The organism is Litorimonas taeanensis (genome assembly GCF_003634015.1).
Lineage (GTDB): Bacteria > Pseudomonadota > Alphaproteobacteria > Caulobacterales > Maricaulaceae > Litorimonas > Litorimonas taeanensis.
Genome location: NZ_RBII01000001.1, coordinates 449,882 through 474,575, shown reverse-complemented (window position 1 = coordinate 474,575; position 24,694 = coordinate 449,882). Strand labels below are relative to the sequence as shown.

General features: G+C 47.7%; 21 protein-coding genes and 2 tRNA genes. 6 read left to right on the top strand and 17 right to left on the bottom strand.

Annotated elements, in window-relative coordinates:
• Nucleotides 1-42 precede the first annotated feature (42 nt).
• The gene (locus tag DES40_RS02200; protein ID WP_121098933.1) at nt 43-1,602 is read left to right on the top strand and encodes an alkaline phosphatase D family protein; all 1,560 of its coding nucleotides are present in this window, start codon (nt 43-45) and stop codon (nt 1,600-1,602) included.
• Nucleotides 1,603-1,741: 139 nt separating this feature from the next.
• Entirely contained in the window at nt 1,742-3,211 is a 1,470-nt protein-coding gene (locus DES40_RS02195) for an AMP nucleosidase (RefSeq protein ID WP_407656779.1), read from the top strand.
• 145 nt (nt 3,212-3,356) lie between these two features.
• Here DES40_RS02195 and eda read toward each other — a convergent pair whose 3' ends face one another.
• The 5 genes from eda to DES40_RS02165 all read right to left on the bottom strand — a co-directional run bounded on the left by eda (nt 3,357) and on the right by DES40_RS02165 (nt 7,804).
• Entirely contained in the window at nt 3,357-3,995 is a 639-nt protein-coding gene (gene eda / locus DES40_RS02190; RefSeq protein ID WP_121098932.1) for a bifunctional 4-hydroxy-2-oxoglutarate aldolase/2-dehydro-3-deoxy-phosphogluconate aldolase, read from the bottom strand.
• A 102-nt stretch (nt 3,996-4,097) separates the two neighbouring features.
• The gene (locus tag DES40_RS02185; RefSeq protein ID WP_121098931.1) at nt 4,098-5,462 is read right to left on the bottom strand and encodes an NAD-dependent succinate-semialdehyde dehydrogenase; all 1,365 of its coding nucleotides are present in this window, start codon (nt 5,460-5,462) and stop codon (nt 4,098-4,100) included.
• Nucleotides 5,463-6,320: 858 nt separating this feature from the next.
• Entirely contained in the window at nt 6,321-6,878 is a 558-nt protein-coding gene (locus DES40_RS02175) for a hypothetical protein (protein WP_121098929.1), read from the bottom strand.
• 1 nt (nt 6,879) lies between these two features.
• A complete protein-coding gene (locus DES40_RS13125; RefSeq protein ID WP_170144840.1) occupies nt 6,880-7,596 on the bottom strand; it encodes an RHS repeat-associated core domain-containing protein in 717 nt (238 codons plus the stop codon).
• A 132-nt stretch (nt 7,597-7,728) separates the two neighbouring features.
• A tRNA-Val gene (locus DES40_RS02165) sits at nt 7,729-7,804 on the bottom strand.
• A gap of 155 nt (nt 7,805-7,959) precedes the next feature.
• Here DES40_RS02165 and DES40_RS02160 point away from each other — a divergent pair.
• Nucleotides 7,960-8,036: transfer RNA gene (locus DES40_RS02160), tRNA-Asp, on the top strand.
• 83 nt (nt 8,037-8,119) lie between these two features.
• Here DES40_RS02160 and DES40_RS02155 read toward each other — a convergent pair.
• Nucleotides 8,120-8,716: a LysE/ArgO family amino acid transporter gene (locus DES40_RS02155; protein ID WP_121098928.1), complete on the bottom strand. Its 597-nt coding sequence runs from the start codon at nt 8,714-8,716 to the stop codon at nt 8,120-8,122.
• Between the two features lie 89 nt (nt 8,717-8,805).
• Between DES40_RS02155 and DES40_RS02150 the strand changes: the two genes are divergently transcribed.
• Complete coding sequence (locus DES40_RS02150) at nt 8,806-9,702, top strand: ArgP/LysG family DNA-binding transcriptional regulator (protein ID WP_121098927.1); 897 nt, start codon at nt 8,806-8,808, stop codon at nt 9,700-9,702.
• A 174-nt stretch (nt 9,703-9,876) separates the two neighbouring features.
• Here DES40_RS02150 and DES40_RS02145 read toward each other — a convergent pair whose 3' ends face one another.
• The 5 genes from DES40_RS02145 to DES40_RS02125 all read right to left on the bottom strand — a co-directional run bounded on the left by DES40_RS02145 (nt 9,877) and on the right by DES40_RS02125 (nt 16,242).
• Entirely contained in the window at nt 9,877-10,242 is a 366-nt protein-coding gene (locus DES40_RS02145; RefSeq protein WP_121098926.1) for a PRC-barrel domain-containing protein, read from the bottom strand.
• Between the two features lie 134 nt (nt 10,243-10,376).
• A complete protein-coding gene (locus tag DES40_RS02140; RefSeq protein ID WP_233345355.1) occupies nt 10,377-11,201 on the bottom strand; it encodes a haloacid dehalogenase type II in 825 nt (274 codons plus the stop codon).
• A gap of 335 nt (nt 11,202-11,536) precedes the next feature.
• Nucleotides 11,537-13,948: an endopeptidase La gene (gene lon / locus DES40_RS02135; protein WP_121098925.1), complete on the bottom strand. Its 2,412-nt coding sequence runs from the start codon at nt 13,946-13,948 to the stop codon at nt 11,537-11,539.
• 170 nt (nt 13,949-14,118) lie between these two features.
• Nucleotides 14,119-15,384: an ATP-dependent Clp protease ATP-binding subunit ClpX gene (gene clpX, locus DES40_RS02130; protein ID WP_121098924.1), complete on the bottom strand. Its 1,266-nt coding sequence runs from the start codon at nt 15,382-15,384 to the stop codon at nt 14,119-14,121.
• A gap of 240 nt (nt 15,385-15,624) precedes the next feature.
• Entirely contained in the window at nt 15,625-16,242 is a 618-nt protein-coding gene (locus tag DES40_RS02125; protein ID WP_121098923.1) for an ATP-dependent Clp protease proteolytic subunit, read from the bottom strand.
• A 297-nt stretch (nt 16,243-16,539) separates the two neighbouring features.
• Here DES40_RS02125 and DES40_RS02120 point away from each other — a divergent pair, with 297 nt between their 5' ends.
• Complete coding sequence (locus DES40_RS02120) at nt 16,540-17,481, top strand: radical SAM protein (RefSeq protein WP_121098922.1); 942 nt, start codon at nt 16,540-16,542, stop codon at nt 17,479-17,481.
• 594 nt (nt 17,482-18,075) lie between these two features.
• Here the strand turns inward: DES40_RS02120 and tig are convergent.
• On the bottom strand, nt 18,076-19,416 hold the full coding sequence (gene tig, locus DES40_RS02115) for a trigger factor (protein ID WP_121098921.1): 1,341 nt from the start codon (nt 19,414-19,416) through the stop codon (nt 18,076-18,078).
• A gap of 206 nt (nt 19,417-19,622) precedes the next feature.
• On the opposite strand from tig, the gene DES40_RS02110 reads away from it, so the two are divergent.
• Nucleotides 19,623-20,234 (top strand): DedA family protein, encoded by a 612-nt coding sequence (locus tag DES40_RS02110; protein WP_121098920.1) that lies wholly within the window; start codon nt 19,623-19,625, stop codon nt 20,232-20,234.
• A gap of 11 nt (nt 20,235-20,245) precedes the next feature.
• Here DES40_RS02110 and DES40_RS02105 read toward each other — a convergent pair whose 3' ends face one another.
• The 5 genes from DES40_RS02105 to DES40_RS02085 form a co-directional block, all read right to left on the bottom strand.
• Nucleotides 20,246-20,869, bottom strand: a complete 624-nt coding sequence (locus DES40_RS02105; RefSeq protein ID WP_121098919.1) for an ABC-type transport auxiliary lipoprotein family protein — start codon at nt 20,867-20,869, stop codon at nt 20,246-20,248.
• Nucleotides 20,866-21,843, bottom strand: a complete 978-nt coding sequence (locus tag DES40_RS02100) for an MlaD family protein (protein ID WP_121098918.1) — start codon at nt 21,841-21,843, stop codon at nt 20,866-20,868. The genes DES40_RS02105 and DES40_RS02100 overlap by 4 nt, the downstream gene beginning before the upstream one ends.
• 24 nt (nt 21,844-21,867) lie before the next feature.
• Entirely contained in the window at nt 21,868-22,677 is an 810-nt protein-coding gene (locus tag DES40_RS02095) for an ABC transporter ATP-binding protein (RefSeq protein ID WP_121098917.1), read from the bottom strand.
• The gene (locus tag DES40_RS02090; protein ID WP_121098916.1) at nt 22,677-23,828 is read right to left on the bottom strand and encodes an MlaE family ABC transporter permease; all 1,152 of its coding nucleotides are present in this window, start codon (nt 23,826-23,828) and stop codon (nt 22,677-22,679) included. The genes DES40_RS02095 and DES40_RS02090 overlap by 1 nt, the downstream gene beginning before the upstream one ends.
• Nucleotides 23,829-23,923: 95 nt before the next feature.
• Nucleotides 23,924-24,544, bottom strand: coding sequence for a hypothetical protein (locus DES40_RS02085; RefSeq protein WP_121098915.1), 621 nt, complete (start codon nt 24,542-24,544; stop codon nt 23,924-23,926).
• Nucleotides 24,545-24,694 lie beyond the last annotated feature (150 nt).

Here is a 24,694-nt window from a genome sequence, read left to right as displayed (position 1 = left end):
TTTTTTTATCCGTAAAAACAATACACTGAATTGGAGTGCGCTATGATTAAATCTCGTCGTCAAATATTGACTGGCCTAGGCGCCCTCTCCCTCGCAAGCTGCGCCACCGCGCCGAAAACGCTGCAATTTGGACAATCAAAATTTATTCTAGGTGATCTCTTCACCCTTGGGGTTGCATCAGGCGACCCTGTCTCGGATGGTTTCGTGATTTGGACCCGCCTGGCTCCAGACCCCCTTGCGCCTAATGGCGGTATGACAGAGGCAACTCAGGTCACATGGCAAGTCGCCGAAGATGAAAGCTTTTCACGTATTTTGAAAGCGGGCCAAACCATGGCGACACCAGAATGGGCCCATAGCGTTCATGTCGAAGTCCAAGGCCTAGAGCCACTCCGCCCCTATTATTATCGATTTATCGCGAATGGCCTTACCAGCCCAGTCGGGCGCGCAAAAACGGCCCCCGTTTTAGGCGCAGCCGTTGACAGCCTTCGCTTTGGCATCGCCTCTTGCCAGCATTTCGAACAAGGCTTCTTTAATGCCTATAATGACATGGTCGCCAATGACCCCGATCTAATCTTACATATGGGTGACTATATTTATGAGGCTTCATGGGGGCCGCAAGTGCGCCGTCAAGCGGCCACGGACGCCATGACTCTCACGGATTACCGCCGTCTTCATGCCCAATATAAAACAGACAAAGCCCTCCAAGCCGCCCATGCGCATGCCCCATGGCTTATGATTTGGGATGACCACGAAGTCGTGAATGATTATGCGGGCCTAAATGATGAAAATTACATGCCTATAGAGCAAGTGCGCGCCCGCCGCCGCGCGGCCTATAAAGCCTATTATGAACATATGCCTGTGCGCCTACGCAGCCAACCACAGGGCGATCATATGCGCCTTTACGATTATTTTTACTATGGAAATTTGATGACAATGGCCCTCACCGATGGCCGTCAATATCGCGATGACCAAGCCTGCCAGACAGCCACAGATGGCGGCGGCCGTCCTGTATCAAATGCTTCATGCCCTGAATTCCTAGACAAAACGCGCTCTATGTTCGGCAAAGAACAAGAGCGTTGGCTCATGCCGTCTTTTGCGCGCTCTCGAGCCAAATGGGAAGTTCTGGCCCAACCCACGCTTTTCTCTCGTCTCTTCCAAACCGATCGTGATGGCAATGCAGCGTCTTGGAATGATGGGTGGGATGGTTATCCCGCAACGCGCGACATGATTTTGGATGCCGTAGCCCAGCGCAAGCCTGAGAACTTCATCTCTTTGGGCGGAGACATGCATAGCTGGTGGCAGGCCGACCTAAAGGCTGATTATAATAATCCAAACTCTCAAACTCTTGGAACCGAATTCGTCACCACCTCTGTGACAGCCCATAGCTATAGTTATAGCCGTTTCCAGAGCATGCTGGCCGACAATCCCCATATTCATTTCGTTGATGACCGAAAGCGCGGATACTCCCTCGTTAATGTAACGCCAGAGCGCTGGACTATTCAAATGAAGGAGATGAGCACTATATATGAGCCAGAGGCCCCGGCCGTCACGGCAAAGAAATATATTGTCGAAAGCGGCCGCGCCCAAGCTATAGAGGCCTGAACCCACTGATTTTGTTTAACTTTTATAGCTAACTGACAAAATGAAATTGATTTTGTTGACTTCACATTCTGAAATCGTTTAGGACGTGGAAATTTTATCCGTCATTCGGACGGATAAACTGGACCGTAGGAAAGGACATATTATTTTTAATCAATTCGGCAATAAGCCACAATTCTTTGATGCTCTCTCTGTTTGCGAGAACATCCCAACCGTTATCAAAGCGCTCGAGAAACACTATTCCGAAGCGACAGATTTCTTGAATGACGCTTTTTCGACTTTCGCAGAAACAGGTGAGAGAACGGATTCTAAATCCGTCACTTATCCTTATCTCTTGCTCCATTTACGGAGTAAAAAAGCAGATGGCATAAACCCTTCTGGCTTTGTGAGCATACGTGGCCCAGGTTGGTATGGAACATCCATCACACACCCTGAAATATTCAAAGACTATCTAATTGACCAGCTCGGCCTTATTGAGCGTGGCTATGAGGTTGAATATTACGTCGGGGCCAGTGATGAAATCATTCCCGTTGCCTTTGCCATCGACCCTTCTACCTTTGAGATGAAGGATGGTAGCGCCAAAACTATTGGGGACTATTTCGCCCTGCCCGATCTGAAACGTATTCACGATAATTTGGCCGATGGCGCAATTGAGCAGTCCAATGACGAACCCCTGCCTTTGAGCCTTTTCCCGGCCCTTCGGACAGATTACTCTTTGCAGCGACTAAAACATTATACAGGCACGTCGCCGGCCCATTTCCAGAAATTTGTAATTTTTACCAATTACCAACGCTATGTTGATGAATTTATCGAACATGCCAAAGATGTTTTGGGCGATGGCGTCCATACGGGCTTTTCCAGCCCGGGCGTAGGCTTGATTAAATCTGCAGAAGATTACAAACCTGCGATGGATTATAAATTGCCGCAAATGCCCGCCTATCACCTGATGTGTGATAATAATGAAGGCATCACCCTAATAAATATTGGTGTTGGCCCATCAAATGCGAAAACGATTACCGACCACGTCGCGGTTCTTCGATCACATTGTTGGTTGATGCTCGGCCATTGTGGAGGTCTACGCAACACGCAAACTTTAGGCGATTTTGTACTTGCCCATGCTTATTTACGCGATGACCAGATATTGGATGAGATGCTACCGCCGACCATTCCTTTACCGACCATTGCGGAAGTTCAAATTGCTCTGACAAATGCCATTTCAAATGTCATGAAGCTGAGCGGTAAAGAAATGAAGCAACATGTGCGAACGGGAACTGTGGTGACTACAGACGATCGAAATTGGGAAATGCGTTATGCAAGTCTCCGCACACGTCTCAACCAATCACGCGCCATTGCGATTGATATGGAAAGCGCGACGATTGCCGCCAATGGTTATCGATATCGTGTGCCCTATGGTACATTGCTTTGTGTTTCGGACAGGCCGCTTCACGGTGAAATCAAACTTCCCGGCTCTGCAGAAGCCTTTTACCGAAGCCGCGTTGCACAGCATTTGAATATCGGACTAGAAGCCGTTTCCATCATGAAAGATGCGGCACAGTCAGGGACATTGCATTCTCGGAAACTTCGTAGTCTGGACGACCCGGTCTTTAGATAGATAGGCTCTGACCGATGGGTCGAGGCGCGTTCTCAACCCATGTCTCATGAAACCAACATCTGGTGAACAATCTCAGACTCTACCCAATAAAAAAGGGAGCCTCAAATCAATGAGGCTCCCTTTCTCAATTCAAGTTCGGTCTGTTTTAAGACTCAGCCTTTGCCGCCATAGCAATAGACAACGCCTTTGCTGCAATCTCTGTGATTGCGTCATAATCACCTGCTGCAATTTTATCCTTTGGTGTTAACCAGCTACCACCACAGGCTTTCACATGAGGCAAGGCAAGGTAATCAGGCAAGTTCTCTTCTGAAATCCCCCCCGTCGGCATAAAGCTGATTCCGCCAAAGACAGAACCCAGAGCCTTAAGCATGGGGACACCGCCAGAGAGTTTCGCCGGGAAGAATTTTACAGCCCGTAATCCCATATTCCATGCATTTTGAACTTCAGAAGCCGTCATAATACCCGGAATGATTGGAATGTTTTTGTCCTGACAGGCTTTCACCACATCCGCGTTCAATCCCGGTGACACGACAAATTTCGCGCCGCGCGACACGACGTTATCGACGTCTTCGGGCGTTAAGACCGTGCCGGCGCCAACAACAACGCCATCAACATTTTTTACGATAGCTTCTAAACAATCCAAGGCGCGTTCTGTCCGCAGAACCACCTCGATAAACCGTAATCCACCCGCCGCTAGGGCTTGAGTGGTTTTGACCGCTTCATCAGGATCATTTGACCCAATCAAAGGAATGACGGGGGCTTGGCTTAGATCTTCAAATTTCATCTCTCTCACGCTTTCTCAATCGAGTTTCTGTTCCCTTGCGAAACATATAAATGTTCGAATTGGAACTCTACTATATTCAGATTCAAAAACTTCAAGTGTTTCTTAGGCAATACTCACAGTCTTTAAGTTACAAAAAGCCCGAATCCCTTCTGCGGCCAGCTCTCGGCCAAATCCAGAGCGTTTAATCCCTCCAAAGGGCAAACGCGGATCAGATGACGTTTTGGAGTTCACAAATGTTGCGCCGGCTTCGATATAGCGAATTGCATAATCTTGTTCGGCTTTATCTTGTGTCCAAATCGCAGACCCCAGACCAAATGGAGATTCATTGGTAATATCAACAGCCTCTTTCAAACTCTCAACTTTGAACAAGAGCATGACGGGGCCAAAAATTTCTTCGTGATAGGCCTTTGAAGACTTTGGAATATCTTCCAAAATTCCGGGTTTGAAATAATATCCTTGCCCCGAGATTGCGTGACCGCCCGTTACGCGCTGCGCCCCGTCTTTGACGGCATTATCGACCTGTTTCACAATTTCATCTAATCCGTCTTGATTGACCAAAGGCCCAATATCCGTTTCACGAGACATCGGATCACCCACGATGAGAGCCTCGACAGCTTGTTTAAATCGGGCCTTCACCTCATCATATATGTCGGCATGGATGAAAAAGCGTTTGGCCGCGATACAGCTTTGCCCATTATTTTGATTTCTCGCCTCGACGCCCACTTTCACTGCCGCGTCTAAATCAGCCGATGGCATAATGATAAAAGCATCCGAGCCGCCAAGCTCCAAAACTGTGGGCTTGATTTCTGACCCGCAAATAGAGGCCACGGACGCGCCTGCGGGCTCTGACCCGGTGAGAGTGGCCGCCCGAACGCGGTCATCGCGTAATATACGTTCAACCTTGCTTCCGCGTATAAGTAGCGAACGGAAAGCCCCCTCAGGAAACCCAGCCCGTTTAATAATGTCTTCAATCGCCAAAGCGCATTGCGGCACATTTGACGCATGTTTTAACAAGCCCGTATTCCCCGCCATAAGGGCGGGCGCAGCAAAACGGAAAACCTGCCATAAGGGGTAGTTCCAAGGCATAACAGCCAAAACAGGCCCAAGGGGGAGATAGGCCCGATAGGCTTCACTCGCTTCCGTTTTGACATATTCATTGGCCAAATGACCCTCGGCTTCATCAGCATAATATCGACACACCAAGGCACATTTTTTGACCTCAGCTATGGCTGCTTGATGCGTTTTGCCCATCTCTAGGGTCATTATGGCGCCAAGGCTCTCGGCTTCATCCTCTAATATCTCGGCGGTCTTGTGCATTGCCTTTGCGCGCTTTTCGAAACTCCAATCCCTGATTTCATGAAAAGCCGCAACCGAAGCAGCAATAGCAGCATCGACGTCCGCGTCTGAATGCGCCTCAAAAGTTTTAATCACCTCACCCGTTGCAGGATTTTGTGTCTGTATGCTCATAAAAGGGCCTATACTCTCTGTAAATCGTCTCACTCTATCTCGGCCAGAACCTGTTTCTTTTTGGGGGCAAAATCAAACAATTACCTGAGCTTGTGATATCACAAATCGTCACATTCTTACCGCTATCCCCTCGGAATAGGCGGTATATGCGTAAATATATTGACATGTGACAACTATGTGATAGTTATATGACATTATGAAGACAGAATTATTACATACAAAAACATTTCGTTCTCCAAACAAGTCATCAAACCGACCGGCTGATAACCCCTCGACGCCACAACTCGTAGCCCTCGCTTTGGGTTCCGCGACAATAGCAATTCTTGCTGCCATCGTCATGGATCAGTTTGTGTCACAATTTGTGATTCATATTCCATAAGAGAGAAACGAAATCAGAGCGCCGCCGCTATCGCGGAACGGATGCGATTATCTAAAAATATCGCTTATCTAAAAATATATAAGACACGGCAAAACACGGCCGTGTCTTATATTTCTGTCAAAAGCCAAGCATAAAGACTATTACGGTGTATAGATTTTACACTCAACGAGCCACGTTCCATGCCCTCATGATGCAATTTTCAGGGCGAAAAATACACACTCCCATAAAATTAGAGGTCTGCGGAGCAAGACCCGTGGTCTGCGATGCAAGACTAAGAGTAAAAACAGAGCTTTAGCGCTTTGGAGGCGGTTGGCCTTAACCGAAGGTCTGGACCAAATAATCGGTTCGGGGAACCGATTATAGACGGAAAAGGCCACGGCAGTGGCGGGGTGGGTTTGTGTAATTTTTGCCTGCAAAAAATGCACGAAATGGCACGCTTCGCTTTATCTTGCTCTACATCCAAAATTAGCCGATTCTGCTCATTTCCTAAGCTGATGACTGCTAACCTGCCGATTATCAACTTCACCAAAAAAAGATATCATCCCTTGCTGATGGTCAAAATAAGAATGGCATTCAAAGGCATTTGTTGGGAATAGTTCCGAAGGAATATTTCTTTCATCAGGGTAAAAATTAACAGTAGGAACACTCGATTCTTTGCAGTCCCATTGAGAGACTTCTAGCCCCCGTGTATCTTGTTGATATAACGACACTGCGCAAACTCCTCTGTCATATGCCAGTTCTTGCTTTACTAACCAGTCACCCCCTTTTTGCTTGCCTGTCATCTCTTCTATTATGCCAATCGTTTCCAAGTATTCTGGATAATCAGTCCAAAGGATAAGGTTGTCAGCGTACACGCTTCCAGACTTGCCTTTGTCTTTACAACTATCAGCGAGCGGCTTTAAAAATTTGATATGCGCAGTTCGTTCATATAGAGAATTTGGTTCTTTGTCAGATGGCAGCGGCTTATCTTCATAAGCAGTCTGGCAAGCGGCTAGAACAAATAATAATGTTATCGAGATTGATGGCGTTCGCCGCATTTTAGCCTCCTCCACAAGTTCGTGTGTAGCACCCGCGAGATGGAGCACCTAAACTTTTTCTTACATCATTTTCTCGCTTTATTGGCCCAATTTCGTGCTTGGGGGTAAGTCCGCTCGGCGGCACAATTCCATCTGGCCCTACCATGTCATTAATATCTTGAAACTCGAAAGTTCCAGAGTCAAATTCTTCAGCATGTCCAAGTTCGTGGCCCAATCCTGCTTCAGGTGGCCGTGTGTCCCCATGTCGAGTTTGATTGTTATTCGGGTCATAATATATGGTGCTGCCTGAACCTTCCCCGGAAGTTGATGCTCCTTCTTGGTTTGTTGGGGAAGCACCATTTACACCATCATTTCCCGTAGCGGGTTGCATAGTGTGAACGTGGTCTGAACCTTCCAATCCGCCTACCATAGCAGCGTTTTCGGGAGAACTATTCCTTACTGTTTCCAGATCGGCGGCAGCCTGCTTATTGTAGTCTTCATTCCCGTTAAATTTGACTACCCGTCCCGTAGGGTCAGTTGTATTAATGGGGTCGTTCCAAGTGTAAGCGTAACGGTTAAATTGACCGGGTTCTGGTTGGTCCATAAACGTCACAGGGTCAATGCTCAAGAACCGCCCCGCTACTGGGTCGTAATGTCTGGCCTGCATATAGGTCAGGGCTGTGATCTCATGCTTGGGGTGCCCTGTAAAGCCTGTCACGTAGAGGTTAGACGCCGCCATAACCGCGAGAGTGCAGACCGTTTTTCACCATACGGCTTGCAAGATGTCATTACGTTTTCACAAGCAAAAAGTCGGAAAAGTCGGACAAGGTTTTCCCCTTCGGGGAGAATGTTAATGATTTCAGTGCGATAATGGTGGGCGGTAACGGGTTCGAACCGCTGACCCTCTCGGTGTAAACGAGATGCTCTACCAGCTGAGCTAACCGCCCCCAATTGTCGAGGGGATATGCCTCAAGACGGACAAGACTGCAACCCCGAACTTGCAATCTTTCTGATGAAAATTATTCTGTAAAAAACTACATATTTCTTACAAAATCGCGTTGACCTATGGGTAAGCCTTGGCTAAAGCCCCTCTCACATCTTAGCGGGTGTAGCTCAGTTGGTTAGAGCGCCGGCCTGTCACGCCGGAGGCCGCGGGTTCGAGTCCCGTCACTCGCGCCATTTCCTCGGAAATGGTATCAAGAAAAAAGCCCAGCCTTATGGTTGGGCTTTTTCGTTTCAAATACTCACTTATTGAGCGCCCCTCACCCCAATATCAACTTCGCCGCTATCGACCACATTATCACAGCGATGAACCCATCCAGAATTCGCCACGTAAAAGGCTTGGAAAAATAGGGCGCCAGAAACCTCGCACCATAGCCTAGGGTGAAGAAAAATGAGAATGAAGCCGTAATCGCGCCTATTCCAAACAATATTTTATTATCAGATTGCGCCGCAATAGATCCTAATAAGATAACTGTATCAAGATAGACATGAGGGTTTAGCCATGTCAGCGCCAAGGTTGTCATTATTGCCACTTTGACGGTCTGCCTATCAGTCTCACCCGCCACCAAGGCTTGCCCCCCAGTCCAGGCTGAGAAGGCGCTACGCGCCCCATAAAAGAATAAAAAGGCCGCGCCCGCATATGTAAAACTGGGTTCCAGCCAAGAAGCGCGCTCCATAAGATAGCCAAATCCCGAGACCCCCGCGATAATAAGAATCGTATCGGAAATAGCGCAGACCAGAACGACAGCCAAAACATGTTGTCGGCGTAACCCCTGCCTCAGAACAAAGGCATTTTGGGCACCTATGGCAAAAATCAGAACCAAGGTTAATGCAAATCCAGAGAAGATAGTCGTCATAAGACCCCCTTTTTTCGGGGGCTGATTGCACTTCGTAGTTAATTAAGGCAAATTCATAAATCTAATCTATCATTAGGAAATCTTAATTTATGCCGCCTTTATCCGCCATCGAAGCCGTCGCCGCCGTTATCACCACAGGGAGTTTCGAGGCCGCCGCAATAAGGCTCGGAATCACCAGCTCTGCCGTTTCTCAGCGCGTTAAAAGTGCAGAGGATTTGCTCGGCGTAACATTGATAATCAGAGAACGCCCCTGCAAAGGCACCTCGGCGGGGCACCGTTTGGCGCGTTTCATGAGCGAGGTAAAGTTACTGCGTCAGGACCTAGAAAGGGATTTCGACATCCCACAAAATGAACGTCCGACGCTCTCTATTGCAGTCAATGCTGACAGCCTTGCTACATGGTTCCTCAAGGCTCTGGCCGATTTAGACGATATTCTATTTGATGTTTCATTGGTCAGCGAAAAACGGTCTTCCGACTTACTCCGTTCTGGGAAAGTGTTGTGTTGTCTGGGTGTATCGGGGCCAGAAATTTCTGGATGCGAGCAAATCGAACTTGGTAAGTTTCGATATACAGCGATTGCCAACCCTTATTTCGTTGAAAAATGGTTTCCTCATGGCGTCACGGCCCAAGCCTTGGGCACAGCCCCTAGCCTACTCTTCAATCAAGATGACCGCCTCCAAGAAGAATGGGTGCAACAGACGATAGGTCAGTATGTTGCGCTCCCTCATCACACAATACCATCATCTCAAGGTTTCACAGATTCGTGCCTGCATGGCTTAGGATGGGCCATGGCCCCACTACAATCTGTGCAAGGCCATATTCAAAATGGCGCGCTTATACAGCTTAGCAAAACCTCCTTTATAGACATCCCCATGAGCTGGCGATGGTCACGCGCGGCCACGAACAGCCTGCGTGACTTAAATGCCAATGTCAGGCGTTTCTCTAAAAAAACACTACTCCAAACGGATTCAAACGGAGAGCAATAGAGACCACAGCCAAGGCATGCCGCCTAGAAACCATGCCGCCTAGAAAAAAAGGCATGCCGAGCAGAAACGTCATGCCGCGCAGAAACAAAGGCATGACATAAATACAAGCCTCAAAATCAGGCATAAAAAAACGAGGGCAAAGCCCTCGTTCAATTCACTTACTGGGTTTTTACATTATCCCCAATAGATTGGACTACCGTAGTAATTATAAATCTCACGGCCATAGACTGGATCTGTTAAACGGTTGAGCTCTTGCTTTTCAATCGTCGGCCCGCCTGCGAGCTGATCCTTCGTCAGATTGACGACATATCCGTCGTCATCTTCATTATAGTTCAGCTGATCCCATGGGAGAGGATGATATTTTTCACCCATGCCAAGAAATCCCCCGAAAGACATGACAGCATAGGCAACATTCCCCTCTCGCTTGTTAATCATAAGCGAGTCAATGCTGCCAAGCTTTTCACCGCTTGCATTATACACCTTAGTGTCTTCCACTTTATCGGAAGAAATGAGGCTATGTGTTTCGTTATCAATCTGCATAATAATCTCCTAAGAGTTAGTGTTGATACCAAACCAACGGAAGGAACGGATGACCGTTCCAAAAAATAAGAGATATGAAGAGCTTGTAATCTCGCCTTATGAAACTAACGAAAACCGCGTAATTTTTACGCTCTCTATTTCATGTCTGTTTCAAGGCTCATGGCATGGTCTTGCTCGGCCTTTAACGCAGCCAGTATCTTGGACAGGGCCTGAACATCTTTTACGACATAATCTGGGCGCTCTACATTCGGATAGAGATAAGCCCCAGGGCGCGTAATAAAGGCGGTCTGTAACCCTTGCGCCTTTGCGCCTGCGACATCCCAAGCATGTGCCGCCACCATCAGGGCTTCTTCTGGCTTTACGCCTAATTCCCGTAACGCCCAAATATATGTGACGGGTGCCGGTTTAAACGCTCGGACATCTTCTACGCTTAGACGTTTTTCGAAATATTGCGTCAGGCCCGCATTTTCAAATTGCTTGGCAACACCGGCATTAGAAGAATTCGTCAAGCTTACGATTCGATAGCCCTCTTTTTGAATGGCCTGCAAACCCTGCTCTACATCTGGATGAGCGGGGAGCGATGTAATGGGCCCAGTAATCGCGGCTTTGGCCTCCTCAAAGGTTAGAGCGATATTTTCGCGTTCAGCCACCATCATCAAAGCGCCGGCGCCGACATCAGCAAAATCTCTGTAATCACTATTCAGCGTATCCACCAAAGAATAGTGAAGCATCGTAGAGAACCAATAAGGCAATAAATCCTCACGTCCGCCGAGAACCTCGCCGACGGAATCTCGCATGGCTTCTAAATCCAAGAGAGTTTCATTCACATCAAATATCACGACTTTCGGAACAGGTTTCGCCGCTTTCATCATTTCGGCTGAATCGGCTGTCTGGGCCATTGCACTCGTTGCGAAGGCCGCAACAGAAAAACTGGCTAAAGCTATAATTGATTTAATCATTTTATCTCACTCTATCCCCATTGGGCGGGGTAATCTAAATTGGAATGGCCCGTTTAAAGCGCCCATAAGGGCGGTAACAGACACGACTTCGTGAGGTCTGCATTCTTAAGGCAAAGGCACAAAGAGAAGGCATATCAAGTCAATTTTGAATCTAAGTTTTAGGCGTTTCGTCTTTTTTTCCCGCGTGCCCATAGTTTGCGACAGGATAGATATGCCCAAATTTTGGGCACCCCAAAATAGGCCGTCCCGAAATAGTATTGCCCCGAAATGGTATTGCCCAAAAAAAAAGCCCGCTTCCTCAGAAACGAGCTTTATAATTTAATAGGATGCGGTCTTTAATGTGCGGATGTGCCGCCGCCAAAGGCAGGGTCTGCACTTTGCCCCCCCATCAAAACGCCGGCCAATGCGGCCTCATCACTGGCGGTCCATTCGATTTTCTTGACCTTTTGGGTCAGGGCCTTAGCCAAAACATCCTCAACATTAGAGACAGGGATAATTTCTAGCGCGGCTTTCACATTATCAGGAATATCGGCGAGGTCTTTTTCATTATCCTGCGGAATAAGAACTGTCTTTACACCGCCGCGTAGCGCCGCGAGGAGCTTTTCTTTCAGGCCACCAATCGGCAAGACCCGGCCGCGTAATGTCACCTCACCTGTCATTGCAATATCATTCCGAACAGGAATTTGTGTCAACACACTTACCATCGCTGTCACCATGCCAATACCCGCCGATGGGCCATCTTTTGGCGTAGCGGCTTCGGGTACATGGATATGAATATCCGTCGTACGGAAAATTCGCGGACTAATACCGAGCTCTGGCGCACGCGCCTGAACATAGGAATTCGCCGCCGAAATGGATTCTTTCATCACGTCCTTAAGATTACCCGTGATTTTCACGCCACCTTTACCGGGCATAGACAGGGCTTCGATAGTCAATATATCTCCGCCCACTTCGGTCCAAGCGAGGCCTGTTACCACGCCAATTTGATCCGCATCGTCTGTGCGTCCAAAACGGAATTTTTTAACGCCCAGATAGTCACCAATATTATCAGAGGTCACTTCAACAGTTTCCTCTTCTTTGGAGACAATACGCTTAAGCGCTTTTCGGGCCAGACGCGCAATCTCGCGTTTCAGGCTACGCACGCCGGCTTCGCGGGTATAATATCTCACAATATCCCGAAGGGCTTCTTCTTTGACAGAAAACTCTTCTGGCTTCAGCCCATGCTCTTTGATTTGATCAGGGAGCAAATGACGCTGTGCAATTTCGATTTTTTCGTCTTCTGTGTACCCTGGAATACGAATAATTTCCATACGGTCCAAAAGCGGTTGCGGCATATTCAGGCTGTTCGCGGTTGTAATAAACATGACGTCAGACAAGTCATAATCCACGTCCAAATAATGGTCGTTAAATGTATCATTCTGTTCGGGATCAAGAACCTCTAAGAGCGCCGCAGATGGGTCGCCGCGATGATCCATTCCCATCTTATCAACTTCGTCAAAAAGGAAGAGCGGATTATTATACTTCGCCTTTTTCATAGATTGAATCACGCGTCCGGGCATTGAGCCGATATAAGTCCGGCGATGGCCACGAATTTCAGATTCGTCCCGTACACCGCCCAGAGAAACACGAACAAATTCACGTCCTGTTGCCCGCGCCACAGATTTACCCAGCGATGTCTTACCCACGCCAGGAGGCCCTACCAGACAGAGAATGGGGCCTTTCACAGTTTTCGTACGTGTTTGTACGGCTAAATGTTCGATAATGCGCTCTTTCACCTTATCGAGACCATAATGATCCGCATCGAGAATCTCTTGGGCTTTGGCGAGGTCGCGTTGCACTCGTTTTTTCTTGCCCCATGGGACAGAAAGCATCCAATCAATATAGTTTCGAGAGACATTCGCCTCGGCGCTCATTTGGCTCATTTGTTTGAGCTTTTTAATTTCGGCCGTTACCTTTTCGAGCGCTTCTTTTGTCAGTTTCGTTTTGGCAACTTTCTCTTGAATCTCAGCCATTTCATCAGGGGCGTCGCCGCCGCCAAGTTCAGACTGAATCGCCTTCATTTGCTCGTTCAAATAATATTCACGCTGGGTCTTTTCCATTTGGCGCTTTACGCGGCCGCGGATTTTTTTCTCAACCTTTAGCACACTCGCTTCGGCGTCAATTAAATCACTAATCGCCGTCAGACGTTTAGATACATTGGTCTGATCCAAAAGCGCCTGTTTGCTCTCAATGTCAGCGTTCAAATGAACAGCAATAATATCCGATAGCTTTGATGGGTCAGATGTTTCCGTCACAGAGGTCACGACCTCTTCTGCGATTTTCTTATTCAACCCACCATAAGTCTCGAATTGTTCACGGACTTGCTTGGCCACGGCCTTGGTTTTGATTTTGCTTTTCACAACATCAGGGGTTGGCGTGACATGGGCCTCCATGAACGCGTCTGTATCTGTAAAACTATTCACAGCGGCGCGCTCTTGCCCCTCGACGAGGACGCGAACAGTGCCATCAGGTAATTTTAAAAGTTGTAGGATTTTCGCAATACAGCCTTGCTCGAAAACATCGTCTTGTTTCGGCGCGTCATTTTCGGCGTCTTTTTGCGTCACTAACATGATACGCTTTTCTTGGCTCATGACTTCTTCGAGGGCCGCTATCGACTTCTCGCGGCCAACAAATAGCGGCACAACCATATGTGGGAATACCACAATATCGCGAAGCGGTAAGACAGGTAAAAGGTGTGTCTCAGTCATTATCAGTCCTTAATCAGCGCGTTTGTCGCGCTTTTCTCATTCTCACAAAATAGGGATCTCTCCCCCTTTTTAAAATGGGGGTTTGGCGAGGGCATGCAAGGGCTTGCCCTGCAATTCACTGTAATCCTTTAACAAAAAAACCGCCTGAAAGGCGGCTTTCTATATGAGGATTAAGACGCCTTATCTTGCGATTTCTTTTTATCAGAATGCACGATTAGAGGCTTTGCTGTGCCGTTCACAACCTCACCATTAATCACGACTTCGCCAACACCTTCATAGGCCGGCAAATCATACATAGTATCGAGCAAAATGCCTTCCATGATAGAGCGAAGTCCGCGAGCGCCTGTTTTACGGGCCAAGGCTTTTTTCGCAATCGCTTTGAGCGCATCTGTCGAGAATGTCAGCTTCACATTTTCCATGTCAAACAAGGTTTGATATTGCTTTACCAAGGCATTGCGCGGCTCAGTCAAAATCGTAATCAAAGCATCTTCATCCAAATCGGTCAGTGTCGCAATAACGGGCAAACGGCCAACAAATTCTGGGATCAGGCCAAACCGAGTTAAATCATCGGGTTCGACACCTTGCAAAATTTCGCCTACACGGCGCTCATCGATTTCTTTGATGTCTCCACCAAAACCGATGGATTTCTTGTCACCGCGATTTGAAATCACTTTATCAAGCCCAGCAAAGGCCCCGCCAACGACGAACAGAATATTCGTTGTATCGACTTGCAAGAATTCTTGTTGCGGATGCTTACGTCCGCCCTGCGGAGGAACAGAGGCCACTGTCCCTTCCATAATTTTCAATAAGGCCTGCTGCACGCCCTCACCCGAGACATCCCGCGTGATAGAAGGATTATCGGATTTACGAGAGATTTTGTCGACTTCGTCAATATAAACAATGCCGCGCTGAGCGCGTTCAACATTATAATCCGCACTTTGCAATAATTTCAGAATGATGTTTTCAACGTCTTCACCGACATAACCCGCTTCGGTCAGGGTCGTGGCATCTGCCATTGTAAAAGGCACATCCAAAATGCGTGCCAATGTCTGCGCCAGCAATGTCTTACCGCAACCGGTTGGCCCAACCAAAAGGATATTGGATTTAGCTAACTCAACATCGGGATTAGATGTCGCATGATTTAGGCGTTTATAATGGTTGTGAACAGCCACGGACAAAACGCGTTTCGCGTGGGCTTGTCCAATAACGTAATCATCCAAAGTTTCGCAAATTTCTTGCGGGGTTGGCACGCCCTCAGATGTCTTGGCGATGGAGCCTTTACCTTCTTCTTTGATGATATCCATACAAAGTTCGACACATTCATCACAGATGAAAACCGTCGGCCCGGCGATGAGCTTACGCACCTCATGCTGGCTCTTGCCGCAGAAAGAACAATAGAGCGTGTTTTTTGAATCACCGCTTGTGGTTTTGCTCATAATCGTCTCATTCCCATCAAAGCCTCAGAACTGCCCCAAAACTTTGCAATTTCAATGCCTAAAGTGACATGTAACAGTCACTATACGGACGTTTCCTTAATCGCCTCTTACAAGAGAGGTGATTTTTTTGATACTGGACACTTAAAAACCGAAATTTTCAAGTCAAAAGGCAGGCCGATAACAGTGATGATATCGCCCTGTCTGATTTTTGTTCACGCCTTTCCTTCAAAGGAAATGGCGTTATTTGTCGCCTCGCGATGTGTAAACATGGTCGACAATACCGAATTCTTTTGATTCTTCTGCCGTCATGAAATGATCGCGATCGAGAGTTTTCTCAATCAGGGCGTATTTCTTACCTGTATGTTTGACATAAATCTCGTTCAAGCGCTTTTTCATGGCAAGGATATCTTGTGCGTGACGTTCAATATCCGAAGCCTGTCCGCGGAAACCGCCTGACGGTTGATGCACCATAACGCGAGCATTTGGCAGTGCGATACGCATATCCGCTTCGCCAGCCGCCAAAAGGAGCGAGCCCATTGAACAGGCTTGGCCCATACAGACGGTCGAGACAGGGGATTTGATATATTGCATTGTATCATAAATCGCCATGCCAGACGTTACGACGCCGCCCGGAGAGTTGATATACATTGAGATTTCTTTTTTCGGGTTTTCGCTCTCTAGGAACAAAAGCTGCGCCGTAATAGAGGCCGCCATGCCGTCTTCGACGGGGCCAGACAAAAAGATAATACGGTCACGCAAAAGACGAGAGTAAATATCAAAGGCACGCTCACCACGGCTCGATTGTTCTACAACAGTAGGGATAAGATAGTTAGTTAACTGGTCAACGGGGTCAAACATAAGGTTTCCTGAGTAATTGATTCGGCTCTGACGCAGACTGCATCACAAACATTACCTTTATATTGATACGCTAGAACGCCTTATCAAGAGGGTCAATCCGCAGTTCCTGCATAGGACGGAATGGCGAAAAGAAAAATGCGGATATTAACGATTACCCAACCATAGAGAATAGCAAGGATTGGATAATCCCGATTTGGAAGCCGCGCCTATATGGGGAGATATTTCTAAGAACAAACCTCAGATAACAAGCCAATATTTCCATGTGACATGCGCCGCCTCGCCCGTTACGGAAGATTTATGAACAGCTTGCTTTCCCCTGATAAATTTAAAAACCCGCATATTACCGCAAAAGGGGAAAACCGGGCGCAGGTGCATTTCAAGCAACTTAGTACCGTTTGGTTTAATACGGGGTCACAATGTAATATCGAATGTGTGAACTGCTATATTAAGAGCAGCCCCACAGCAGACCATTTTGTCTATCTGACCCCCAAAGATATGGCGCCTTATCTGCAAGAGGTTGCGGCCCTATGCCCTGCCCCCATTGAAATCGGCTTTACGGGCGGGGAGCCATTCCTCAATCCGCATATTATACGGCTTATGGAAATGGCCTTAGAGGACGGCCATCAGCTCTTGATTCTCACCAACGCGATGAAGCCGATGATGCGGCCGCGTGTGAAAGCGGGATTGCTCGATCTTTTAGAGCGGTTCCCTCAGCACATAACGCTTCGTATCAGTCTTGATCACTTCACAGCCAAAGAACATGACACTGAACGCGGCGCGGGTAGTTTTAACAAAGCCATAGAGGGCATGAATTGGCTCTCAGAACAGGGTTTCTCACTCCACATCGCAGGACGGTCAATGTTCTCGGAAAATGAGGCAAACGCCAGACAGGGTTATAAGGCGCTGATTGAACACTATAATTGGCCGATCGATTCTGATAACCCCGCCCATTTGCTCTTATTCCCGGAAATGGATGAAACAATAGACGTTCCAGAAATCACAGAGGCGTGTTGGCAGATTCTCGATGTGAGTCCCAATGCAATGATGTGCGCCGAATCGCGAATGATTGTTCGCCGCAAAGGTGAAGACCGCCCCGCCGTTTTGGCATGCACATTATTATGGGATGATATGCAGTTTGAAACGGGAAAGACATTGAAAGACAGCCTCGGCCCTGTCGCTCTGAATCACCCACATTGTGCGAAATTTTGCGTTCTTGGCGGAGCGAGCTGTTCAGCCTAATATATCCCCTTATTACGAGATTAGAGCGCAGAGTAAAATCATTTGAATACAATGACTTAACTATTATTTCTTATAATCACATTCCCGTCTGCACAGATTGACCTAGATTACACATGTTCTTCTCTCATGGGCCTAAGCGTACGTTGGTTTAGGAGAGAAGATGACATGCGTCGTTGAACGCTTTGGGTTGTAACGCGCCCAAAGTTATGAGGCGGCCTGATGCGTGCTATCAACGCCTTGTAATGAGGGGTCTTTTGGCCATCAGTAATCTGGATGAAACATGTCACCGTGTGGCCGAAAGGTTACAAAAATAATTTTCTCTAGCCAGGGTTCCCCAGCCCGTAACCCAATGACCACACGGACGCCCACTTTCATCCCTCATCGAAAAGAAAGAAAGAAAGTAAGTAAGTAAGTAAGTAAGTAAGTAAGTAAGTAAGAGAGGCCTTCCCCACACAATCTTAGTCAAAACAATTGACCCCTTTGAGTCATATCAGTCGCCAATAAAAAAACCCGCCTTAACAGACGGGTTTTTGAAAACATATGGAATGATTTTAAGGCTCCAGCACGCCCTTAAACAGGGCGACGCTAAAGCGTTTAGATCATGTCGTCTTCTTTGAAGAGTTCTTCTTTATCGACCTTTTTGTCTTTCACTGTAGACTTTTCGATAATCAGGTCGACGACCTTTTCTTCATAGATAGGCGCACGGAGCTGAGCGATAGCTTGTGGGTTCTTCTGATAGAATTCAATCACTTGCTGCTCTTGTCCTGGGTAACGACGGGCTTCGGCAATCATCGCTTGCTGAAGTTCTTCGTTTGAAATCTGAATTTCTGACTTCTGACCCATTTCAGCCAAGACCAGACCAAGACGTACGCGGCGCTCGGCGATTTTACGGTAATCTTTTTCTAGCTGTTTATCAGTTTTCTTGGCGTCATCTTCGTCAAGTTGACCCGCTTCTTTCTCAGCTTGAACTTGCGCCCAGATATTATCAAATTCTGCAGCGACCATGCCCGCAGGAAGGTCGAAACTATGCTTCTTGTCCAACTCGTCCAAGATAGCGCGCTTAAGCTTCATGCGAGACTGCATTTCAAGCTCGCCTTCATACTGACCTTTGATAGCCTCTTTAAGAGCGGCCAAATCGTCCAAGCCAAAGTTTTTCGCGAAATCATCATCGATTTCGGCATCTTTCGCGCCTTGAACTTCGTGAACTTTCGTTGCGAAGACAGCCTCTTTACCTGCCAAATCAGCCGCTTGGTAATTTTCAGGGAAAGTAACCTTAACGTCCAATTCGTCGCCAGCTTTGGCACCGATAAGTTGATCTTCGAAACCAGGGATGAAAGTACCAGACCCGATAACAAGCTGGTGGCCTTCCATTGCGCCGCCTTCAAATTCTGTTCCGTCGATTGTACCGACGAAATCAATAAGAACAGCATCATCTTTCTTGGCTTTGGCCGTTTTGGCTTTCTTCTTATATGTCTTTTGACCTTGGCCCAATTCTGTCAAACGCTCATCAATATCGGCGTCTGTCGCTTCATACTTCAAACGTGTGAATTTCAATGTTTCAATATCGACAGGCTCAAACTCAGGAATAGACTCGACTGTCATTTCATATTCAAGGTCGGCTTTACCCGTTGTGACATCTTCGCCATTGGCGCGCAGGTCAATTTTCGGCTGTCCAGCTGGACGGAGTTTGTTGTCATTGATCGCTTTTTGCGAACTTTCATTCACAGTCTCTTCAACCACGTCTTTCATGATGGACTGACCAAACATCTTTTTGATGTGAGAAACAGGCACTTTACCAGGGCGGAAGCCTTTGAGAGAGACTTGAGGCTGCATCTCTTTAATTTTGGCGTCCAATTTTGCGGACAAATCTTCTTTGGGGACAGTCACCGCATAAGTGTAGCTGAGGCCTTCGGATTTAAGTTCTTTAATTTGCATGACGGGCGTCCATCGTGTGTCAATTATAGGGGCGAACAAGGCATAAGGCTTTATTGCCCCAAATTAGGGGTTAAAATTTCGCGCCTTATGTCATGACGCGCCGCTCTACGCAATGGGCACTAACGCTTGAATCTTAGTAAATTTCAGCCATAGAAGGCTGTACTGACCTTGCCAGCGATGGCTTTCACCACGAAGATGCCGAAAATATGGATCCCAACTGGCTATTATATCTTGGAATCGCTCTTGGGCCCTTTGTCCAAGAAGACGCTGCCGTTATCACAGCCGCCACCTTATCGGCCTCTAACCCTGCACATTTTCCGAATGTATTCATTGTTATCCTCATAGGATTATTTTTCTCAGACATTTGGAAATATTGGATTGGCTGGGCTGCCTTGAAACATAAACGCGCCAGAAGCTTTGCTGAAAAGAAACATGTCGCAGACTTACAAGAGAAAGTCCAAAAACACCTGTTTTTCACATTACTCGGCGCGCGCTTTCTTCCCCTCGCCCGTATTCCGGCCTATGTCGCTTGCGGCTATTTCAAAGTCTCTTACCCCAAATTTTGTGGAATCATTGCGATAACCGCTTTTCTCTATGCCTTAGTGATTTTCGGGATTTGTCATTATCTCGGCGAGATGGTGGGCGACCAAATCGAATTCATGCTACCGCTTATTGCGATAGGCTTGATTATATTTTTCGGCAGTATTTTTTGGTGGAAGGCCAGACGAGAAAGACAACTATCCACTGCGGCCCAGCCGCCCGTTAACGCCGCCCCCTTAGAGTCAGAGTCGGAGGCAACGAGGGAGAGCGAAGCATAGTTCAGGCCGCCCTATGATTTTAATTTATGCGCAGGTTGCTTTTCCAGCCAATCTGCCACGTCAGCCAAAGCCTCAACATTGGCTTTAGATATGGCGTCAACAATAGCAGAGACCGAAGCCGCCGAGGCGCGATATTCTTTGCGAACATCATATGTGCCCAAGAGGTTTCTATTGGAGGCATTAGCAAATGTTACAGAGAAAGCCACAACAGCGAGAGGCGCTTTGTTTTCGCCTTGGTCGAATTGGGCTTCGAAATTTTTAATACTGAGCTGCACCCGCGTATCTGTACGCGCACCAGAAATAGGCATAACGCCAATGAGTTTGGTATTCGACGCCAAGACATCAATGAAGGCCGTTTGCACTAATATCGGCATGGCTTCGGCCCATCTTGCCTGCGCCGCAGTGGCCAATCTTTGCCCATCCGGAGACACCACAACATCGCGCGTTTGGAATATCATCGGAGCGCTCGGGCGGTCCACGCGAATAACATGCGCGTCAGAATCAGCTGTCACCGCCATAGGGATAGAGCCAAGGCGATAAATTGTATCCGCGGGGGCAGGATCTGGGAGTATATTACAATGTGCCAAGAATGGCGCTGAAAGTAGGAAGGCTCCTAAACGTATGGATTTCATCATTGCGGCAACTCCACCGTTTCGCGTTCTGTCCCTACGATGAACTGCGCAGGGTTTTGCTCAAGACTATCAGCAATGCGGCTAAAGGTACTGACAAGACGGCGGATAGTATCCACCGTTTCTTCTAAATCGGTGAGGCCTGAATTCGATAGGCGGTTAATGGCGTCGCGTGCGTCGGTGACAAGCTCGTCACCATTACCGGCCAAAGTATCAAATGACGCTACTGCTCCATCAATGGTTCTCAGACTGCCTTCTGCTTTGGTCAGCAATGCGCGCACATCATTATTTGCAATAGTGTTTATTGTGTCACTCGTCTGCGTCAGGCTATCTGCCGTTAGGGCCAGAGCATCGGCTGCTTTACGAATAGAGATAATCATCATGTTAAACTCACCAATATCGAGCTTAGAGCTATCAATATTGGCTGTGATAAATTCGATGTTTTTAAGAATACCGTGGAAATCCGCAACAGCGTCAGGAGACAATACAGCATTTACGCGGTTCAGAGCATTGGCCGCACTTTCGATAACAGATCCCCCATCATCCAAAAATGTTTCTATTTGGCTCATTTGCCCTTCAATTCTTTTGGGGCCACGACCGGGCAAATCTTTCAATAAAGGAAACCCCTCACCACCAGAAAAGATTTGAATATAGCTCAGCCCCGTCAGCCCCAAAGGTTCTAGGCGGGCATAGGATTTGGTATCAACGGGAGTTTGTTCGTCAACTTGGATACTCGCAATAACATTATTAGCATCTTCAGGATCAAGGCCGAGCTTGGCTACCTCACCGACTTTCAATCCATTAAAACGCACTTCGCTGCCTTGGGACAGACCGCGGACTGGCCCTGTAAAGCTGACTTCATATTCATCAAATTGTTGATCGAGCTGGGCATTCGACAACCAAAGAATAAAGGCGATGACTGCCAAAAATGACATCAGGACAAAAAATCCAATCAAGGCATAATGGGCTTTGTTTTCCATGGTTCTATCAGCCGATTTCGTTACTTACGTTTTTTTGTCTTGTTTACTGTTCACTCGGGCCGACATTGCCGCCCGCGATCGCGGGCCTCCAAAATATTCTTTCACCCAAGGGTGATCGTAATTTTGCACGGCTTCTAGCTTATCGGCGATTGCAATGCGTTTATCAACTAAAACCGCAACGCGGTCACAAATCGCATATAAACTGTCTAAATCATGTGTCACCATCAAGACGGTCAGGTTCATGGCGTCTTTCAAACCCAAGATTAATTGATCAAAGGCGTGCGCACCAATGGGGTCAAGCCCTGCGGTTGGTTCATCCAAGAACAGCAATGTGGGGTCGAGCGCCAAAGAACGGGCTAGCCCTGCTCGCTTCTTCATCCCGCCAGACAAATCGGACGGGTAAAGCGTTGCGGCTTCTGGCGGTAGCCCCACCATATGTACCTTCATATCCGCCAATTCTTGCATCAAAGCTTCGGACATATCCGTATGCTCGCGCAAGGGCACCATGATGTTTTGCCGGACCGTCATCGAAGAGAACAAGGCCCCGCCCTGAAATAGGACTCCGATTTCATTATTGATAGATTTGCGTTCGGACACACTCAAGGCATCTCTTTGTTTTCCGAAATACCGAACACTGCCGCCTTCGGGTTCTTTTAACCCCAAGAGCGTGTTCATCAGAACAGACTTCCCAGCCCCAGAGCCGCCAACAAGACCGACAATTTCTCGTCTATTCATCCGAAAGTCTAAATTCTCATGAATAACCTTTGTCCCAAACTGAGTGAGAATACCGCGCGCCTCGATCGGGGGTTCATCGCTTTTCGTGAAATCAACCATTAGATCCCCAATTGGAAGAAGAGGATAGCAAAGAGCGCGTCCAATGCGATAACGGCAAAAATGGCCTGCACAACGCTGGTCGTTGTACGCTCTCCAAGAGAATCAACACTCCCCGTGACGGCCAAACCCTGTCGGCAACCAATAATCGCGATGATAAGACCAAAGAAAGGTGTCTTCGCCAACCCGACCCAAAGCTGTGTCGTGTCTATCGCCTCTCTGAAACGGTTAAGAAAGAGCGATGGAGAAATATCCGCGCCGCCGCCCCAAGCCACAAGCATACCGCCAAACACACCACTCATCATCGCAAGGAAGGTCAGAATGGGCGTAGAAACAATACAAGCCAAGGCGCGAGGCACAACAAGCGTTTCATATGTATCCAGTCCAATGACTGTCATTGCATCAATTTCTTGTCGCATTTTCATGGCGCCAATTTGTGCGGTGAAAGCAGAATCAGAGCGCCCCGCCAAAAGGATGGCCGTAATAATAGGGGCCAATTCTCTCAGGACGGAAAAGCCGACCAAATCAACCATAAAGACACTCGCCCCGAAAGACGCCAAGAGATTGGCGCCCATATAGGCAATCACAGCCCCAATGAAGAAGCTTAGAACCATCACAATCGGCGCGGCATCTAGCCCGACCTTTTCAATGAGAGCAACAACGGCTTTCCAACGAATTTTATGGGGTGTCAGACATAATCGCCCAAACACAGCAAAGAAATGACCGATAAAGACGAGAGTCTCATAGACTTCTATTCCAAATCTCTCAGTAGCACGCCCCAGGCGATAGAGCGCATCATACCAAGGCCGCGTTGTTTTTGGGGGATCCCCCAGTGTTGCATCACAGGCCGCCCGCATCAGGGTCAACTGCCCTTCAGTGCCCGAGACCACCTCCCATTTTCGCAACAACAAGCCCTGCCCTTCAAATTGAGGGCCGCGCTTCTCCATCAACCGCCCAAGAATATAGGCCCCAGATGTATCTAATGATTCTAACTCAGAGAAATTATACTCAACATGCGAGGCCTCTAGCCCCACTTCGTCTTTTCTCAACTGTTCAAAGAGCTTATTGGCATTATTCATTGTCCATTGCCCATAGGCATGAACGCGTAGCGTATCTCCGCTAGTCTCTAGTGTATAATGTGCAGTGTCAGCCATTTGGGTAATGGTGCAAACAGTTCAACGCTTCGTCAAGCTAAGGTTTCGATTGTCTTACAATAAAGTGAGGGTAACGCCCAGATGTCAGTCGATGTTTAGGCGTTTGAGGCTTTTTCTGCCTCTATAAGTTCAGCGCGAACACGTTGTCCGAATGCATCGGTAATCGTCCTAAGTTCGTCCACACTTGTTGTGTAGCTTTCAAGCAAGGCAGGACGTGTAGGAGATGTATAAAGCGCTTCGGCTTCAGAGAAGCTTTGCTTTGCTTCATTGGCTGCTAATAATGACTTTTCGAGGCTCATGAGTTCTTTGCGCAAGGACTTATTGCCTGGGGCCATAGCGAGGTAAATTTCAGCGGCTTGACGCGTTTGATCCACATGCCCCTGCGCCATGATAACATCCGCTTGGAGGGCGTCCCATGACCCAACATTATGGGCATAATCATCTTCATGACTTAAGGGGGTTTTTTGAAGACCTTTCAACAAGGTCATCGCAGCAGAATGCATTTTATTACGAGAGGTTTTGGCTACAAATCCCTTATTCGTAAAGGCGGCATATAGCTTTGATGCCGCTCGCTCTACAACATTTACATCCACGACTTGGCTAATGGGGTTAGAAGAGGTTTTCGCCATATCCGTCATATCAACCGTGGCACAAGCCGAGCTGAACAGGCAGCCACATAAGGCCGCAACATGCAAAAATTTCAGGCTATTGCCCATAGAGTAATCCCTAACCCGGCGTTCGCTTATTCACCCGATGAACAAGCAATAACGACCCTTCGTCTTTAGAAGAAAGATGCTGAACCCACCTTGAACGTCTATCCCCAATAATTGGTTAAAATCATAACCAGAAGAACACAAGAATGAATC